This window comes from Comamonas thiooxydans, from assembly GCF_000964545.1.
GTDB lineage: Bacteria > Pseudomonadota > Gammaproteobacteria > Burkholderiales > Burkholderiaceae_C > Comamonas > Comamonas thiooxydans.
Map to the genome: position 1 here is coordinate 42,098 of NZ_BBVD01000016.1, position 17,466 is coordinate 59,563.

Here is a 17,466-nt window from a genome sequence, read left to right on the forward strand (position 1 = left end):
ACAACCATGATGTACAGACGTACCTTCGCCATCGTTTTTGCGATATGGGCAATCGAGGCATTCGCGCCTGCATTTGCGGCGGACTTTCCCAACGGCAAGCCTATCCGCATCGTGGTCTCAACGGGCGTGGGCTCGGGGTCGGACCTCACCGCGCGGCAGATTGCCGTGGGCCTGGGCAAGGATTTGAATACAGCGGTCATTATCGAGAACAAGACGGGCGCCGGCGGCGTGATCGGTACCGACTACGTAGCCAAGGCCGCCCCCGATGGCTACACGCTGCTAGGCACTTACGCGCAGCACTACACCAACCAGCTGGTGCAGAAAACGCCCTACGATGCGGTGAAAGACTTCGAGCCTATCGCTCGCATCGCCAACTCGGCGCTGGTGATCTCTGTGGCGTCAAATGCGCCGTATAAAACGCTCAAGGACGTGATCGAGGCCGCCAAGAAGCAGCCCGGCATCATTACCTACGGCTCGTCGGGCAACGGCACAACCTCGCATATGGCGGCCGCGCTGTTCGAGCATATGGCGGGCGTCAAGCTCAACCACGTGCCCTACAAGGCACCGGGCCAAGTGGCAATGGACGCGGCCGCGGGACAACTCGACTTGAGCTTCAACGGCATGTCCTCGGTGCTGCCGCTCATCAAAAGCGGGCGCCTGCGAGCGCTGGCCGTCACCACGGCGCAGCGCTCGCAAAGCCTGCCCGACGTGCCCTCCGTGGCGGAATTGGGTTACCCAGGTTACGAGGCCGCATCGCCCATCTGGATTTTCGCGCCGCGCGGCACTCCCCAGGCGATCGTGAACAAGCTGTCGGAATCCGTGGTGCGTCAGGCGAAATCGCAGGGCTTCAAGGATCTGTGCATGAACCAAGGCCTGGAAGTGGACATCCAGACCGCTGCCGTCGCCAAGGCCGCCGGCCCCGGTGAGCTGGAGAAATGGCGCAAGCTGATGAGCGTGGCCGGCGCGAAAGCAGAGTGAACACCCCCTGAGCCGCCTAGCGCCTTCCCCTCGCTCTCGCAACGCAGCGCGTTGCAGGCGCTGGAGACGCCGCCAGTGCGGCGGCCCTCGCCTGGGTAGCGGGCGGCGCAATGCATCGATGAAAGGCAGATGTGATGATCGATATTCACGGCGCACAGGCCGCGCTCGACCAAGTGGTGGCCGATTGGAACCACGCGGGCAGCACCTGGAACGCGGCGGCCCTGGCCGCCACCTATACCGGGGATGGCCTGCTGTTCGGCGGCCGCCCCGGCCACTTCGTGGGGCGCGCGGCCATCGAGGGCTACTTCGCCTCGTACGACGGCGTGATTCTCGCGGGCGCCATGCGCATGTCCGGCACCGAACTGCGCGTGCTCGCTGAGGGCTGCGTGCTGGCCCAGGGCACCGTGGATTTCGCCTTCACGCTCGCGGGCGCCGAACAGACGCGCTCCACCCTGCGCGCCACGCTGGTGCTGCGGCGCGAGGCCGGGCGCTGGCTGATCGCCGACCACCATTTCTCCCCCACACCCGCCGCGCCTCCGCTGGGAAAGGACTGAACCGTGACCGCACAGAACCCCGATGCCGAGGCGTTGCGCCGTCTGCTCTCCGGGCGCGCCACCTGCCGTGCCTACCAGCCCCGGCAGGTACCCGAGGACGTGATCCGCAGCATCGTCGACGTGGCGCGCGGCACCGCCTCGTGGTGCAACACCCAGCCCTGGGGCCTGACCATCACCTCGGGCGAGAGCACCGAGAAATTCCGCACGGCGCTCATGGAGCAGGTGCGCCAGCATCCCGGTCTGGAATCCGACTTTCCCTTCCCCGACGAATACAAGGGCGTTTATCTGGACCGCCGCCGCAAGGCCGGCTTCCAGCTCTACGAGGTGCTGGGTATAGCCCGCGGCGACAAGGAGCGGCGCGAGGCCCAGTCGTTCGAGAACTTTCGCCTGTTCGGCGCGCCGCACGTGGCCATTGTCACCGTACCGCAAGAGCTGGGTACCTATGGCGCCGTGGATGCGGGCGGCTTCGTCTGCTCCTTTCTGCTCTCGGCCCAGGCCCATGGCGTGGCCACCACGCCGCAGGCCGCTCTGGCCATGCAATCCAGGTTCATCCGCCGCTACTTCGGCATGCTCGAAGACCGTCGCGTGATTTGCGGCATCTCCTTCGGCTACGCCGACACGGCGCATCCGGTCAACGGCTACCGCACCGAGCGCGCCGGGGTCGATGACATCCTGAAGCTGGTTTGACATGACGCGCCCCGCCACACCCGCGCAGCAACTGCTGGGCGACATAGCCCCCGGCCTGGCCGACCTGACCGACGATGTCCTCTTCGGCCAGATCTGGGAGCGCCCCGGCCTGTCCAAGCGCGACCGCAGCCTCATCACCTGCGCCGCCCTGGTCGCCACCGGCAAGACCGAGCAGATGGGTGGCCACTTCCCGCGCGCCCTCGCCAACGGCGTGACGCGCGAGGAACTCACCGAACTCATCACCCACCTGGCCTTCTACGGCGGCTGGCCCAACGCCGTCTCGGCGGCGGTGCGCGCCCGCGAAGTGCTGGGCGCCAACGGCAGGCAGGATACGCGCCATGACGATCCTCGTTGACGGCCCCGCGCCCCACGTGCGCCGCCTCACGCTCGACCGCCCCGAGCGCATGAACGCGCTCGACGGCCCCACGCTGCAGGCGCTGAACGATGCGGTGCGCGATGCCGTGGCGGCGGGCGGCGAGGTCAAGGTGCTCGTCATCCGCGGAACGGGCCGCGCCTTCTGCGCGGGCAATGACCTGAAATGGCTGGCCAGCGGCGTATTGGCCGACCGCGCTGCCCATCAGCGCCACCAGGACCTGATGCAGGACACCTATGAACGCATCGAAGCCGCGCCGCAGATCGTCATCGCCAGCGTCAACGGCTTCGCCGTGGCGGGCGGCTTCGAGCTGGCGCTGGCCTGCGACCTGATCGTGGCCGACGAGGCCGCGCAGCTCGGCGACGAGCACATCCGCCGCAACCTGCTGCCCAGCGGCGGCAGCTCCCAGCGGCTGCCACGCAAGCTGGGCCTGCAGCGTGCCATGTACTACCTGGTCACCGGCCGCCGCATGACGGGCCGCGAGGCGGCGGCACTGGGCCTGGCCGCGCAGGCAGTGCCCGCTGACCAGTTGGACGCCGCCACGCTGCAACTGGCCCGGGACATCGCCCAGGCCGACGCGCTGGCCCTGGCCTCCATGAAGGAGATGGCGCGCAAATCGCTGGAGCTGCCGCTGGCGGATGGCCTGCGCCACGAGCGCTGGATGCAGCACCGCTACCGCACGCAATCGCCCGCGCTGGAGGCGGGGGTGCAGGGGTTTGCCCACAAGGCCTGAGCCGTTGGATTGCTATTGAAAAAAGAGCTTATCGCGCTTGATGGATAAGCGCGGGCGGCTCTTTTTTCTTGAAATAGTGTGCCCGCATCCGGCTGCAATCTTCTTTTTCCGGTGTACGGAACGTTGGCCATGGCCGCGTTGACCCGCCACCCGCCGGACCCGTCCAATGCATGCAACTACGCGGGCGGCTCGCCACCGCACCGGCATATCCATTCACGTTGTAAAGGAAACACCATGCGAGCCACGTTCCATCTGCCGGCAGTGTTGAAGATCGCCGCTGCCGCCTCGGTCCTGACTGCCGCGAACCTGGGCGCGGCGCAGACCATCAAGCTGGGACTGTCCGTGCCGCTGTCGGGCGCGGGCGCCAACTGGGGCAAGGGCTCCGAGTGGATGTGCGCCCAGGCCGCTAAGGAGGTGAACGCGGCCGGCGGCGTCAAGGTCAACGGCAAGGCCTACCAGTTCGAATGCGTGACCTACGACAACAAGTACAACGCCGCCGAGGGCGCCAAGGTGGCGCAGGCGCTGGTGGCGCGCGATGGCGTGAAGTTCGTGGCCGGCAGCATCGGCGTGGCGCCGGCGCGCGCGCTGCAGTCGCTCACGGAGCGCCGGGGCGTGCTGATGTTCACGGCGGCCTGGGGCAACAGCATGAAGGGGCCGAAGTTCCCGCTGACCTTCTCGCAGATGAACTCGCCCAACGAGATCGCCGAGCCGCTCATCACCCATGTGAAAAAGCTGCACCCCAACGTGAAGACGGTCGCCATCCTCAACCCCAACGACGCGACGGGGCAGGAGACCGAAAAGGTCGCCAAGGCCGCGTGGGAGAAGAATGGCGCCAAGGTGCTGGTGAGCGACTGGTACGAGCGCGGCACCAGCGAATTCCAGCCCATCGCCGCCAAGCTGAACGCGGCCAGGCCGGACCTGATCGACCTGGCCTCCACCCCGCCCGCCGATGCGGGCCTGATCTTCAAGGAGCTGAAGTCGCTGGGCTGGAACGGCGTGAAGGTGGTGGAAGTGGGCACGGGCGCGGACGGGCTGCTCGCCACCGGCAAGGACGCGGTGGAGGGTGCCTACCTGGGCGCCGCCGTGGCGCTGGACAGCATGACCGCGCACCAGAAGGAACTGAACGAGGGTGTTAAGAAAGCCACGGGCGAGAGCACCAACGCCATCCAGATCGGCTTCTACGACGCCGTGTGGGCCATCAAGGCCGCGATGGAGAAGGCGCAGAGCATCGAGCCCGCCGACGTGGCCAAGGCCATGCCCGCGGTCACGTTCAAGTCCTTCTACGGCGAGACGGGCTTTGGCGGCAAGGATGTGTATGGCAGCGACCAGCAGATGCGCCTGCCGGTGATCATTACCAAGCTGGTGGGCACCAACCTCCAGGAAGTGGGCCGCGTTCAGAAGTAGGGCGCCCACCGTGCAAGACGTTTTCCAACTGCTGTTCACGGCGCTGCAGATCAGCTCCGTGTACATCCTCTTTTCGCTGGGGCTGACCATCATCTTCGGCGTGCTGAAGGTGGTGAACTTCGCCCACGGGCAGTTCTTCACCTTCGGTGCGCTGGTGCTGTCGCTGGCGTTGAACGCGCTGGCGCCCCGCCTGGGCCACGGCTGGGCGGCGTATGCGCTGGCTGGCGCGGCGGGGCTGGCAGCGTGCCTGGCGGCGGGGCTGCTGGTCTACCAGTTCGGCTTCAAGCGGCTGGAGCGCGACATGATCGGCTCGTTCATCCTCTCGGCCGGGCTGGTGCTGCTGTTCGAGGGGATCATGCTCGAAGTGTTCGGCGGCGCGGTGCGGCCCGTGCCCGCGCTGCTGGAAGGCAATGTGGAGCTGCTCGGGCTGAACGTCTCCAGCCAGCGGCTGGTGCTGCTGGGCTTTGCCGTGGCGCTGACAGCGGCCATCATCGTGCTGCTGAACCGCACGCGCTTTGGCAAGGCGCTGCGCGCCGTCTCCATCGACCACGAGGCCGCCATGCTGCAGGGCATCGCCTACCGGCAGATCGCGCTGTACGGCTTCCTGATGGCCACCGGCGTGGCCGCCGTCGCGGGCATGCTGATCGCGCCCGTGGCGGCCGTCACGCCCACGCTGGGCGACTCGTACCTCGTCAAGGGCTTCATCGCCGTGGTGGTGGGCGGCATGGGCAGCATTGGCGGCGCCATCGTGGGCAGCGTGCTGATCGCGCTGCTGGAGTCGTTCGTCGGCTTCTACTTCGACCCGTCGATGGCCAACCTGGCGATCTTCGTGATCGTGATGGTGGTGCTGCTGGTCAAGCCGAAAGGGTTCTTTGGCAATGATTAAAAAGAATCTCGACCTGCCGGGCATCGTGGCCATCGGCGCCATCCTGCTGGGCTGCATCGCCTTCGGCGGCGGCTACACCGGCAACCTCGTGGTGTGGATGGCGATTGCGGCGGTGATGGCGTCCAGCCTGCGCTTTGTGCTATTGATCGGGGAGCTGAACTTCGCTTCCGCCGCGTTCTTCGGCATTGGCGCGTACTGCACGGGCGCCATCGTCAACATGGTGGAGCTGCCCTTTTTCGCCACGCTGGCGTTGAGCACCGTGCTGGCGCTGGCGGTCAGCATCGTGTTCGGCGGCATCACGCTGAAGGTGAAGGGGCCGTACTTCCTGCTGATCGGCTTCGCCTTCACCGAGGCCATGCGCATCTTCTACACACGCACCGAGCTGCTCGGCGGCAACTCGGGCTTGGTGGGCATCTTCCCTCCCGGGTGGCTCGATGCCTACTACCACTACTTCGTCACCGTGCTGTGCTTCGCGCTCATCCAGGGGCTGCTGGCCATCGAGCGCTCGCACCTGGGCAAGATCTTCATCGCCATCCGCGACAACGAGAACGTGGTGCGCAGCGTGGGCAACCGCGTTTTTCTCACCAAGGTGGTGTGCTTCGCCATCGCCTCGGGCGTGGCGGGGCTGGCGGGATCGCTGCATGCCTTTGCCAACAACGTCATCAGCCCGCTGGATTTCGGCTTCATGCTCTCGACCTTCGCGCTGGCCTATCTCAAGGTGGGCGGAGAGGACAGCCCGCTCGGCCCCGTCGTCGGCGCGGTGCTGCTGGTGGGCATCGCCAGCTGGGCGCAGAGCCTGGGTGGCAGCGAGCACATCCTGTACGGCGCGGCCATCGTGCTGTCGGTGCTGTTCATGCCCAAGGGCTTGATGGGGCTGCTCCAGCACGGGGGAGGGCGGTGAGCATGGCAGAGAAAAACACCCTTCTGTCGGGCCGCAACCTGTCCAAGCAGTTCAAGGGGCTGCTGGCGGTGTCGGGCGTGGACATCGACATCCACCAGGGCGAGATCGTGGGCCTGATCGGCCCCAACGGCGCGGGAAAGAGCACCACTTTCAACCTGCTCAGCGGCTTTCTGCCGCCGACCACGGGCCAGCTCACCATCGGCGGCGCCGACATGACCGGCGCCATGCCGGAGCGCATCAGCGCCCAGGGGCTGGTGCGCACTTTCCAGCACAGCAGCTACCTGCCCACCATGACGGTGGAGGACAACGTGCTCATCGGCGCCCTGGGCGGCACGCGCAGCGGCCGCGTGGCGCGCGCCGGGCAGGCCGAGGTGATCCGGCAGGCCATCGACCTGTTCGGCTTGGCCGAACAGCGCAACAGCATCGCCAAGAACTTGCCGCACGGGCTGCAGCGCCTCTTGAGCATGGCGATCGCCTTCGCCGCGCGGCCCTCGCTGATCTGCTACGACGAGCCGCTCACCGGCCTGAACCAGACCGAGGTGGCCGAGACGCTCAAGGTCTACCGCCGGCTCAAGAGCGAGTTCGGCATGTCCATCCTGCTGGTCGAGCACAACATGCGCGCGGTGATGAGCATCTGCGACCGCATCTACGTGCTGCACCATGGCGAGATCATCTTCACCGGCACGCCCGACGAGGTGAAGTCCAGCGAGGCAGTGCTCAAGGCCTACCTGGGGGAGGCGCATGACATCTGACAAGAATTTGGCGGTGCGCGACCTCACCGTGCACTACGGCGCCGTGCCCGCTGTCACCGGCGTGAGCCTGGAGGTGACGGCCGGCAGCATCGCCGCGCTGATCGGCGCCAACGGCGCGGGCAAGTCCACGCTGATCAAGGCCATCACCGGGCTGGTGAAGGTGCGGTCGGGCGAGGTCAGCTATGGCGGCCAGCCCCTCACCAACCGCGCGCCCAATGTCATCCTCGACCACGGCATCGCCCTGGTCCCCGAAGGCCGGCGCCTGTTCGGCAGCATGACGGTGCAGGAAAACCTGGAGATGGGTGCCTACCGCATCCAGGATGCGGCCAAGCGCGCCGAGCTGTTCGATACCTGCCTGCGCTACTTTCCCGACCTCAAGCCCAAGCTGCCCAGCGCCGCCAATTCGCTTTCCGGCGGACAGCAGCAGATGGTGGCCGTGGCGCGCGCGCTGATGAGCGCGCCCAGCGTGCTGCTGCTGGACGAGCCGACCATCGGACTCGCGCCTGCGTTCGTCAACGTCATCAGCGCCGTGGTGCGCGACATCAACAAACAGGGCGTGACCGTGCTGTTGGTGGAGCAGAACGCCGAGGTGGCTTTGCGCCTGAGCGATTACGCCTACGTGCTGGAGGCGGGCGCGGTGGTCAAGCATGGGCCGTCGCGGGAGTTCCTGAACGACCCGGACATCAAAAAGGCGTATCTGGGGCTGTGATCGCGCTGATCAAGCCACCGAGCGCCTGGAGGTAATGCCTCCATCCACCGTGACGATGGTGCCGCTGGTATAGGCTGAGCGCGGCGATGCCAGGAACACGAACAGGTCGGCCACCTCCGCGACCGTGGCGGCGCGCCCGAGCGGGTAGCCCGCCATCAGTTCACCGGAACGCCGCTCGTCGCCCAGCAGGCGGGCCGCGTGGTTGCGCAGCACCTTGGCGATGCGCTCGGTGGCCACCGGGCCGGGGTTGACGCCCACCACCCGGATGCCGTCCTCCAGGCTGCGCCCGCCCAGGGCGCAGGTGAAGGCCATGAGGGCGGCGTTGCCGGTGCTGCCCGCGATGTAGTTGAAGTCGGGGTTCTGGCCGCCATTGCCGATGTTGTTCAGGATCACGCCGCGGCGTCCCTCTTTGGCTCGTGCCTTCATGCCTGGGTACACGGCGCGCGTGAGGTCGATGTAGCCAAAGACCTTCAGCTCCCAGCCCTGGCGCCACTGCTCGGGGCCCACGTCCCACAGGTTGCCGCCCGGAATGGCGCCCGCGTTGTTCACCAGCACGTCGACGTCACCCGCGAAGCTGGCGATCTGCGCGATCGCGCCGGGCTGCGCCATGTCCAGCGCCAGCACGTCCACCCGCACGCCATGCGTTGTGCGCAGGGCAGCAGCCAGTGCTTCGAGCTTGTCGGCCGAGCGTGCCACCAGCGCCAGTTCACAGCCTTCGGCGGCGAAGGCCTTGGCCAGTCCTTCGCCGATGCCTTGGGACGCGCCGGTGATCAGCACGCGGTGGCCTGTCAGTTGCATGTCCATGTCTGTCTCCTGTTCTTGTGCGTGCGTCAGCGCAGCTTCTTCTGCACCGCGACGACCACCGCCGCCAGCATCGAGATCCCGCAGATCCACTGGTACAGCTGCTGGCCCGCCAGGAAGGTGGCCTGGGCTTCCATCGCGGCTCCGCCCGCCTCGCCCAGCTCGGCCGCCAGCGTGCCGAACTCGGCGGTGCGCGCATTCTGCAGCGACACCGCGGCTACGGCGGAGGCCAGCGAGACCATCATCTGCCGCATCACGTTCTTGGCCTGGTAGCCTTTGGCGAAGTGGGTGTCACCCAGCGCCTTCCAAGTGAGCGACGCGACCGGCAGCACCATCAGCACGCCGAACAGCCCCCGCACGGCCAGCGGCGGCAGCAGTGCCGCAAGCGGGGCATCCGCCCCCAGCCGCGACATCCACCAGGCGGAGGCGGCCATGCACAGGCAGCCCGTCATCATCATGGCGCGCTTGTTCGCGATCCGGGCGCTGTAGCGCAGGTACAGCAGCACTGCCGCGAGCGTGACCACGCCCGAGAAGCTGTTGAGCCATCCGGTAGTGAGCATCGGCAGGCGCATTCCTTGCTCGGCGAACTGGGGGAACAGGTAGTTACTGAAGTTGACGATGAAGTAGTACAGCGCGTACAAGCCCAGGCCTGCGAGGTAGCCTGGATGCGCGAGGTCGCGAAGATGCAGCAGCGGCTCGTCATGGCGCCACTGGTGTATCCCGAATAGGCCTAGCAGCGTGATGCCTACTAGCACTGTGAGCGCAAACTTCTCCGGGTGCGCAAGCAGCTGGAAGTCTGCCTCGCTGAGGCTCCACTGCAGAAGGCCAGCGGCCAGCAGGAACAGCAGTACCGGTGCGAGCGACCAGCGCACCGGCTCCAGGCTCTTGCCCAGGTGACGGGGCATCAGCCTGCGCACGCCAACGGCGAGCAGAACCACTGCCGGAAGCTGGATCCAGAACACCCAGCGCCAGCCTGCGGCATGCACCAGGTTGGCCGCTAGTGCCGGTGCCAGTGCGCCCGCGGCGAACACGGCCACCATGAAGGCGCGCGCCGCCAGTGGCCGTCGCTCGACCGAAAACAGTACGGGGATCAGCACCCGGGTGCTCAGAAAGAAGGCGCCGCCGCCCATGCCCTGCAGCATGCGTGCCGCGACCAGCGACGGCAGATTGTTGGCAATCGCGCAACCAATGTCGCCCAGGCCGAACAGCAGCAGCGCCAGCAGCAGGTAGCGGCGGTAGCCGAAATGGCGCGTCATCCACTGCTGCAGCACCACCATGAGCATATTGCCTACCGCATAGGCCATCTGCAACAGGGCGAAGTCCTGTGGCGCGGCATGGAGAGCGGCGAGGATGGGCGCCGCCGCGAACACGAACATCCCGTTTTCGAGGAACTCGATGCCGACCAGGCCGCCGATCAGCGCAATGGTCAGGTGCTGCCTGTGCCGGTGCAGCAGGCGTTGGTGGGAAGAGGTGTACATGGATGTCTTGTGGGCGGTCGGGAAGCATTGGCGCACGGAGGCGATGATCTGCGCAAGCACCGGCCGTTGCTTGTTCCGTGCGATGGAAATCGCCGGGTGGCGCGGATGGTTGCATGTGTGCCTGCGCGTGGCGCTGGGTGTGTCGATGGCAGGCGGGCAGCGTTTCTGCCAAGGTACGGAACAAAGGGCGTGGCGGCGTTGACCCGCGTGAGGCGTGGCCCGTCCAATGCGTGCAACGCGCAGACTGGCTCGGCGAAAAAGCCCGCATGCGCAACCCTTTCCTCAGGAGACACACGCGATGATCCAACGCCGCCGATTCACCCTGGCCGCCGCCTGCGCGGGCCTGCCCTTCATGGCTCGCGCTGCCGCCTATCCCAGCCAGCCCGTGCGGGCCATCGTCAGCAATGCGCCGGGCACGGGTACGGATATCACGGCCCGCTTTCTGGCCAACCAGATGGGCAAGAAATGGGGCCAGGCAGTGGTTGTTGACAACAAGGCGGGCGCGGGTGGTGTGCTGGGCACCGATTTGGTCGCCAAGGCGCCTGCCGACGGCTACACGGTGCTGTTCTCCACGGGGGCGCACTTCAGCCTGCCGGCGCTCTACAGCAAGCTCAATTTCGACGCCAGGGCCGATTTCATTCCCGTGGCCGCGTTTGCTCAGGCGCCCATCGTGGTCTTTGTGCCGGCAGATTCACCATTCAAGACCGTCCAGGACTTGATCGCCGCAGCAAAAAAAGCGCCGGACAGCCTCAGCTACTCCTCGCCGGGGCCGGGTACCTCGTCGCATCTGGCGGCGGTAATGATGACCAGCCAGGCCGGCATCCGCATGCTGCACGTGCCGTACAAGTCGGCCTCGCAGGCAGCGCTGGAAGTGGCCTCGGGCCAGGCCCAGGTGGGCTTCAATGGCACAGGGCCGACCCTGCCGCTGCTGCAGGCGGGCAAGATCCGCATCCTGGCCGTGAGCAGCCTCAAGCGCTCAGCCGCTTTGCCCCAGGTGCCAACGCTTGACGAATCGGGCTTGAAAGGCTACGACTTCGTCACTCCTATTCTTGCGCTGGTGCGCGCCGGTACACCCGCACCCATTGTGGCGGCCCTGGGTGAGGCATTGACGGTGGCGGCAGGCCTGCCCGAGTTCAAGGAGCTATGCCTGGCCCAGGGGCTGGACGTGTCCATCCAAGGGCCGGCCGATCTCAAGCTGGCAGCACCCAAGGAGTTTAACAAGGCCAAACATCTGATCGAGCTGGCTGGCGTCAAGGCGCAATGAATGGAGCAGTAATGGAACAAAGTGCCTGGGTTGGCCGTTTGCGAAACCTGCTGCGCGCTGGCGATACCCTGTGGTGGGGCCAGGCCACGGCCGAGCCGCTGACGCTCACGCGCGCCATCGTGGCGCACCGCCATGCGCTCGCGCAGGGCGGGCGGCTACGGGCATTCGTAGGCATCGGTGCGTCTGATACGTTGCAGGCCGAGCAGGCCGACGTGATCGACTTCTTCGGCTACGCCGCCAGCGGCCCGCACCGCGCGCTGGCCCAGGCGGGTGTGCTCGATATCTTGCCCAGCCACTACTCGCACATTCCGGGCCAGATCCGCGACGGCGTGCTGCCCGCTGAGGTGGTGCTGCTGCAGGTCTCGCCGCCCGATGAACAGGGCCGCTATAGCCTGGGCCTGGTGCACGAATACCTCACCGCCGCGCTGGAAAAGGCGCGCGTGGTGATCGGCGAGGTCAATCCCGCCGTGCCCTGGACGCACGGCAGCGTGCACTTGCAGGCCAGCGATTTCGCGCTGCTGGTCGATGCCGAGCACGCGCCCATCGACGCCGAAAGCGCCGCTCCGGGCCCCATCGAGCAGGCCATCGCCAGCCACATCGCCGCCCATGTGCAAGACGGCGCCACGCTGCAGGTCGGCATCGGCAAGATCCCCGAGGCCGTGCTGACGGCCTTGCGCAACCGGCGCGACCTGGGCCTGCACAGCGGCGCGGTCGGCGACGGCATCGCCTTGCTGGCCGAGGAGGGCGCGCTGACCAACGCCCGCAAGGGCCGCGACGCGGGCGTGGGCATCGCCGGCATCCTCATGGGCAGTGAGCGCCTGCGCCGCTGGGCACACCGCAACCCGGCACTGGCCCTGCGCGGCACCGATTACACGCACCACCCCGAGGTGCTCGCCAGCCTGAACCAGCTCACGGCCATCAACTCCGCCATCGAGGTGGACCTGACCGGCCAGGTCAACGCCGAGGTTGCGGGCGGCGTCTACGTGGGCGCCGTGGGCGGCGCGGTCGATTTCCTGCGCGGCGCCGCGCGCAGCCGGGGCGGCCTGCCCATCGTCGCGCTGCCCGCCACGGCCAAGGGCGCCACGCGCATCGTGGCGCAGCTGAGCGGTCCCGTGAGCACGCCGCGCTGCGACGCGGGCCTGATCGTTACCGAACACGGCGTGGCCGACCTGCGCGGCCAGACGCTGGCGCGCCGCGTGCGGCGCATGCTGGACATCGCCGCGCCCGAACACCGCGCCGGCCTGGAGCGCCAGGCCCATGACCTGCTGCGCCGTTGCGGCGCGGCCTTTGGATAGCAAAAACGATAGCTGCCTGCGCTGGATACATGAGCGCTGGAGGCATTTTTTACCTCAAACCCAGGAGATATCTTCCATGCCCCATGCCACCCGCCGTTGCCTGCTTGCCGCCGCCCTGCTGGCGGCGCTGGGCGCTCCCGGCCTTGCGCAGGCGCAAGGCGATGCCACGCCCATCCGCCTCGTCGTTGGCTACGCGGCGGGCGGACCGGTGGACCAGACGGCGCGACTGCTGGTCCCGCACCTGGCCAAGGAACTTGGCACGGCCGTCGTGGTGGACAACAAGGGCGGCGCGGGCGGCACGCTGGCCGGCGGCGAAGTGGCGCGCGCCAAGCCCGACGGCGCCACGCTGTGGCTGGCGGCCAGCCCCACCATCACCATCAGCCCCAACGTGATGCGCAAGATGGGCTTCGACCCGGCCAAGGACCTGATGCCCGTCGCGCCCGTGCTGAGCTACTACAACGTGCTCATCGCCCACCCGGCCCAGCCCTACAAGACCGCGCAGGAACTGGTGGCCTACGCCAAGGTGCATCCGGGCGCCTTGAACTATGGATCCTCCGGCGTGGGTTCGTCCAACCACCTGGGCGTGCTGCTGTTCTCCCACCGCGCCGGCATCGCGCTGAACCACATCCCCTACAAGGGCAACGCGCCCGCCGTGGCCGACCTGCTGGGCGGGCAGATCAGCATGATGATGGACATCGTGAGCACCGCCGCGCCCCACATCCAGTCCGGCAAGCTGCGCGCCATCGCCCTCATGGCGCCGCAGCGCAACCCCGCGCTGCCGGGCGTTCCCACCTTCGCCGAGGCGGGCCTGAAGGGGCTGGACATCGGCGGCTGGTATGGCGTGTACGCTCCCAAGGGCCTGCCCGCCGCGCAGGCCGCCAGGCTCAACAAGGCCTTCAACGCCGTGCTGGCGCGGCCCGAGGTGCAGGCCCGCCTGAAGGAACTGGGCTACGAATCGTGGACCGGCGCGCCCGCCGCGCTGGCTGAGCGCGCCGCCCAGGAGCGCGCCACCTGGGCCACCGTCACCAACGGCATCGAGGTGGACTGAAACCATGCCCGAACGCATCCACGAACTGCTGGACCGCTGGCTGGCCGAGGCTCCCCGGCGCCCCTTCATCCACCTTCCCGATCGCACGCTGAGCTACGCCGACCTGGGTGCGCTGGCCGATGCGCTGGAGCATGAACTGCGCGCCGATGGCGTGCGCCCCGGCGACCGCGTGCTGGTGGTGGCCGAGAACTGTCCCGAGCATGCGGCGCTGCTCATCGCCTGCAGCCGGGTGGGCGCGTGGTCCTGCGGCGTGAACGCGCGCATGGCGCCGGGCGAGGTGGCCGCCTTCGCCGCCAAGGCCGATGCGCGGGTGCTGTACTTCACGGCAGGCGTTTCATCCGCCGCCGCCGGGCACGCCGCCCGGCACGGGGCCACGCCCTCGTGCGTGGAGGGCATGCTGCGCAGCGCCGTGCGCGCCGATGCCGTGGCGGAACCGGAGCCGCTGGCCAGCGAGGTTGCCGCCATCATCTTCACCTCGGGAACCACCGGCGCGCCCAAGGGCGTGATGATGACCCACCGCGGCGTGCTGCACTTCGCGCGCGTCTCGGCCGAGTCGCGTGCGCTGGGGCAGTGCGACAAGGTCTATGCCTATGCGCCCATGACGCACATCTTCGGTCTGGGCACGGTGCTGCTGGCTTCGCTGCACGCGGGCGCGGCGCTGGAGATGCGCCCGCAATTCGAGCCCGCCGAGCTGTTCGATGCGCTGGCGCACTGCGGCGTATCGCAGGTGCAGGGGCCGCCCGCGCTGTTCGCGCGCCTGCTGCAATATTGCGCGGAGCAGAGCATCGCCCACCCCGTTGCGCCGCAACTGCGCTACCTCTACGCGGGCGCGGGTCCGCTGGACTTGGCGCTGAAAGCACGGGTCGAGGCCACTTTCGGCCAGACGCTGCACCACGGCTACGGCCTCTCGGAATACGCGGGCTCGCTGCACGCCACCCGCCTCTCGGAGCGGCGCGCGGACACCAGTTCCGGCTATGCTTTTCTCGGCGCCGAACTGCGCATCGTCGATCCCGCCACGGGAGAGGACCGGCCCACGGGCGAGTGCGGCGAGATCTGGCTGCGCGGCGTGGGCCTGATGCCAGGCTACTTCCGCGACCCGCAGGCCACGGCCGAGGTGATGCGGCCCGGCGGCTGGTACGCCAGCGGCGACCTGGGCGAGCTGCACGCCGACGGCGCGCTGTTCGTGGTGGGGCGCATCAAGGAAATGATCATCCGCTCGGGCTTCAACGTGTACCCCGGCGAGGTGGAGCAGGCGCTCAATGCATTTCCGGGCGTCGCGGCCTCGGCAGTGGTCGGCCAGAAGGAGGCGGACGGCAACGAGGCGGTGATCGCCTTCGTGGTGCCCGACCCCGCTCAGCCGCTCGACGAGGCCGAGCTGAAGGCCCATTTGCGCGAGCAGCTCGCCCCCTACAAGCGACCAACGCGCATCGTCGCCATCGATGCGCTGCCTTTCAGCGCCAATGGCAAGCTGATGCGGCGGCAGTTGCTCGAGCGCTTGTAGCTGCCTGTCCGGGGCAGGTTCAAGCCGCCGAAGGTCTGGCGGCAGGCGCCCCTGCGGCGGCTGCCAGCAGGAACTCGGGCACCGGAGCCGAGCGGCGGGTGTTCATGTCCACGGACAGCAGGCACGCCTCGACCATGGCGATCGGGTTGCCCTGCGGGGTGCCGAGGTAGTGCGCGCTGGCGAAGGACTTGCCCTGCGCCTGCAGCAGCCATGAATGCGAGTGGATGCCCATGCCTGCCGGGGCCTGGCCCAGCAGCGTGGTGCGCACCTCCACCGCCATCCGGCCCAAGCCGGTTTCGGTGGTGAACCGGGGCGAATAGCCCAGGAAGGCGTGGTAGTCGTAGATGGCGTAGCTGGCATAGCGCAGCAGTTCGTCGAACATCAGCGCGCCGGTGTGGTCGTAGGCCTCGGGCCGCAGGATGCCCAGGTGGGCGCTGCGGGCTTCCACAGGAGCGTCCTGGGCCACCGATGCCTCATGCGTCAGTCCGCGCGGCAGTGCCAGGGCCACGGCCATTTCGGGTACCTGGGGCAGGTGCCGGCTGGCGCGGCCGGGCAGATCCAGTGCCGTGGCTGACAGCCTGCCGTCGCTCTCCAGCAGGTGCACGATGGCGCCGTCCCAGCGACCGCCCTGGATGGCGACCGAGCGCACGAGTACCGCGGCGCCACAGAGCAGTTCACGGTGGAAACGTGCATGCCGCGACCGGATGACGGAGCCGCCAGGATTGCTGTCGCCACCGAGCATGGCAATGGTTTCGGCGGCGTTCTGGAACGCGCGCATGTAGAACCGGGTGTTCCAGTGCCCGTTGTGGTCGCACTCCCAGGCGTCCACGCGCGTGATGTGGCTGGTGTAGCCGATGTCGTTGGGAGTCATGGTGCATCCTGCATTATTGAACCGATGTCTTTTTTAGCAGCGCGCGCAGGCGCTCGTCGTCCTGGCCGATGCAGGGCGCCGAATCGAGCGGTGGCGGGCGCTGGCGGTCGAACGACAGCGGCACGCCCACCAGGGCGATCTCGTCATCGCTGGCCTTGCCCAGGATGCCCAGCGCCTGGGTCTGCGCGTGCGCCACCAGCTCGGCCGTGGTCTGAACGGAGGCGCAGGGCAGGCCATAGCCGTCCAGGTGCTTTTGCCAGTAGGCGCGCGTGTGCTGCTTCATGCGCGCGCCGATTAGGCCGTCGATCTCCTTGCGGTGGGCTAGGCGCGCGTTGTTGGTGGCGAACCGGGGATCGGTGGCCCATTCGGGGTGGCCCAGCGCCTCGGCCAGCCGCGCGAAGAGCCGGTCGTTGGCGGCGCTGAGGATGGCATGGCCGTCGGCCGCCTCGTAGGCGCGGTGCGGCACGATGAAGGCCACGCCCGAGCCATGGCGCCCGCCCGGCTCGCCGTCGGCCGCATAGTTGGCGATGCCGACCGTCATCCAGGCGATGGCGGTCTCCAGCAGCGAGCTGTTGACGGTGGCGCCTACCTCTTTGACGGGACTGCGCTCGCGACGCAGCAGCGCCGAGACGATGCCGATCACGGCCCACATGCCGGTGCCGAAGTCGACGATGGACACGCCCGCGCGCACCGGCGCCTGGCCGTCCTCGCCGGTCAGCGTCATGATGCCCGCGAAGGCCTGCATCAGCGGGTCGTAGCCGGGCAGCTGGTTCAGCGGGCCGACGTGGCCGTAGGCGCCGACTTCGCAGACCACCAGCTCGGGCTTGCGCGCGCGCAGGCTGTCGGGGTCGAGCTGGTACTGGCCGGCGCTGCCGGGGCGCAGGTTGTGCAGGAAGACATCGGCATGGCCGGCGATGAGGTCGTGCAGCGTGGCCAGCTGCACCGGGTCCTTGATGTCCAGGCAGATCGAGCGCTTGCCGCGGTTGAGCGCGTGGAAGGCGGCGCCGCTGCCCCTCCACTGGCTGGGCCCCCAGCCGCGCGAGGAGTCGCCCGAGGGGCGCTCCACCTTCCAGACCTCGGCGCCCAGGCCGGCGAGCACATGGCCGGCGAAGGGGGCGGAGGCGCTGTCGCCGAGCTCGACCACGGTGATGCCTGCCAAAGGCAGGTCGGATCGCTGGTCGTCTTGCATGTCTGTCTCCTTGATTTTTAATCCAAATGCCATCGAGCACTT

At 68.0% G+C, this 17,466-nt stretch carries 18 protein-coding genes; 14 read left to right on the top strand and 4 right to left on the bottom strand.

Annotated elements, in window-relative coordinates:
• Positions 1-6 precede the first annotated feature (6 nt).
• The 10 genes from Cth01_RS20995 (at position 7) to Cth01_RS21040 (ending at position 7,977) form a co-directional block, all read left to right on the top strand.
• Positions 7-978, top strand: coding sequence for a tripartite tricarboxylate transporter substrate binding protein (locus tag Cth01_RS20995; protein WP_045840284.1), 972 nt, complete (start codon positions 7-9; stop codon positions 976-978).
• A 134-nt stretch (positions 979-1,112) separates the two neighbouring features.
• Positions 1,113-1,532: a YybH family protein gene (locus Cth01_RS21000; RefSeq protein WP_139032127.1), complete on the top strand. Its 420-nt coding sequence runs from the start codon at positions 1,113-1,115 to the stop codon at positions 1,530-1,532.
• A 3-nt stretch (positions 1,533-1,535) separates the two neighbouring features.
• A complete protein-coding gene (locus tag Cth01_RS21005; RefSeq protein ID WP_045840286.1) occupies positions 1,536-2,219 on the top strand; it encodes a nitroreductase in 684 nt (227 codons plus the stop codon).
• A 1-nt stretch (position 2,220) separates the two neighbouring features.
• Complete coding sequence (locus Cth01_RS21010; RefSeq protein WP_045840287.1) at positions 2,221-2,574, top strand: carboxymuconolactone decarboxylase family protein; 354 nt, start codon at positions 2,221-2,223, stop codon at positions 2,572-2,574.
• On the top strand, positions 2,558-3,325 hold the full coding sequence (locus Cth01_RS21015; protein WP_045840288.1) for an enoyl-CoA hydratase/isomerase family protein: 768 nt from the start codon (positions 2,558-2,560) through the stop codon (positions 3,323-3,325). The genes Cth01_RS21010 and Cth01_RS21015 overlap by 17 nt, the downstream gene beginning before the upstream one ends.
• Positions 3,326-3,559: 234 nt before the next feature.
• Complete coding sequence (locus Cth01_RS21020) at positions 3,560-4,729, top strand: ABC transporter substrate-binding protein (RefSeq protein WP_045840289.1); 1,170 nt, start codon at positions 3,560-3,562, stop codon at positions 4,727-4,729.
• Between the two features lie 10 nt (positions 4,730-4,739).
• A complete protein-coding gene (locus Cth01_RS21025; protein ID WP_045840290.1) occupies positions 4,740-5,615 on the top strand; it encodes a branched-chain amino acid ABC transporter permease in 876 nt (291 codons plus the stop codon).
• Positions 5,611-6,516, top strand: coding sequence for an ABC transporter permease subunit (locus Cth01_RS21030; RefSeq protein ID WP_045840322.1), 906 nt, complete (start codon positions 5,611-5,613; stop codon positions 6,514-6,516). The genes Cth01_RS21025 and Cth01_RS21030 overlap by 5 nt, the downstream gene beginning before the upstream one ends.
• Before the next feature lie 2 nt (positions 6,517-6,518).
• A complete protein-coding gene (locus Cth01_RS21035) occupies positions 6,519-7,268 on the top strand; it encodes an ABC transporter ATP-binding protein (RefSeq protein WP_045840291.1) in 750 nt (249 codons plus the stop codon).
• Entirely contained in the window at positions 7,258-7,977 is a 720-nt protein-coding gene (locus Cth01_RS21040; protein ID WP_045840292.1) for an ABC transporter ATP-binding protein, read from the top strand. Before Cth01_RS21035 ends, Cth01_RS21040 begins: the two co-directional genes overlap by 11 nt.
• 9 nt (positions 7,978-7,986) lie before the next feature.
• Here Cth01_RS21040 and Cth01_RS21045 read toward each other — a convergent pair whose 3' ends face one another.
• Both Cth01_RS21045 and Cth01_RS21050 read right to left on the bottom strand, forming a co-directional pair.
• Positions 7,987-8,781, bottom strand: a complete 795-nt coding sequence (locus tag Cth01_RS21045; RefSeq protein WP_045840323.1) for an SDR family oxidoreductase — start codon at positions 8,779-8,781, stop codon at positions 7,987-7,989.
• Positions 8,782-8,807: 26 nt separating this feature from the next.
• Positions 8,808-10,256 carry an MFS transporter gene (locus Cth01_RS21050; RefSeq protein WP_045840324.1) on the bottom strand — a complete coding sequence of 483 codons (1,449 nt, stop codon included), beginning with the start codon at positions 10,254-10,256 and terminating at the stop codon, positions 8,808-8,810.
• A gap of 298 nt (positions 10,257-10,554) precedes the next feature.
• Here Cth01_RS21050 and Cth01_RS21055 point away from each other — a divergent pair, with 298 nt between their 5' ends.
• The 4 genes from Cth01_RS21055 to Cth01_RS21070 all read left to right on the top strand — a co-directional run bounded on the left by Cth01_RS21055 (position 10,555) and on the right by Cth01_RS21070 (position 15,364).
• A complete protein-coding gene (locus Cth01_RS21055) occupies positions 10,555-11,520 on the top strand; it encodes a Bug family tripartite tricarboxylate transporter substrate binding protein (protein ID WP_045840293.1) in 966 nt (321 codons plus the stop codon).
• 11 nt (positions 11,521-11,531) lie between these two features.
• Positions 11,532-12,815 carry an acetyl-CoA hydrolase/transferase family protein gene (locus Cth01_RS21060; RefSeq protein WP_045840294.1) on the top strand — a complete coding sequence of 428 codons (1,284 nt, stop codon included), beginning with the start codon at positions 11,532-11,534 and terminating at the stop codon, positions 12,813-12,815.
• Positions 12,816-12,891: 76 nt separating this feature from the next.
• Positions 12,892-13,863, top strand: coding sequence for a Bug family tripartite tricarboxylate transporter substrate binding protein (locus Cth01_RS21065; RefSeq protein WP_045840295.1), 972 nt, complete (start codon positions 12,892-12,894; stop codon positions 13,861-13,863).
• Positions 13,864-13,867: 4 nt separating this feature from the next.
• A complete protein-coding gene (locus Cth01_RS21070; RefSeq protein ID WP_045840296.1) occupies positions 13,868-15,364 on the top strand; it encodes a class I adenylate-forming enzyme family protein in 1,497 nt (498 codons plus the stop codon).
• A gap of 19 nt (positions 15,365-15,383) precedes the next feature.
• Here the strand turns inward: Cth01_RS21070 and Cth01_RS21075 are convergent, their stop codons facing one another.
• Positions 15,384-16,235 (bottom strand): thioesterase family protein, encoded by an 852-nt coding sequence (locus tag Cth01_RS21075; protein ID WP_052703408.1) that lies wholly within the window; start codon positions 16,233-16,235, stop codon positions 15,384-15,386.
• A gap of 13 nt (positions 16,236-16,248) precedes the next feature.
• A complete protein-coding gene (locus tag Cth01_RS21080) occupies positions 16,249-17,424 on the bottom strand; it encodes a CaiB/BaiF CoA transferase family protein (RefSeq protein WP_045840297.1) in 1,176 nt (391 codons plus the stop codon).
• Positions 17,425-17,466 lie beyond the last annotated feature (42 nt).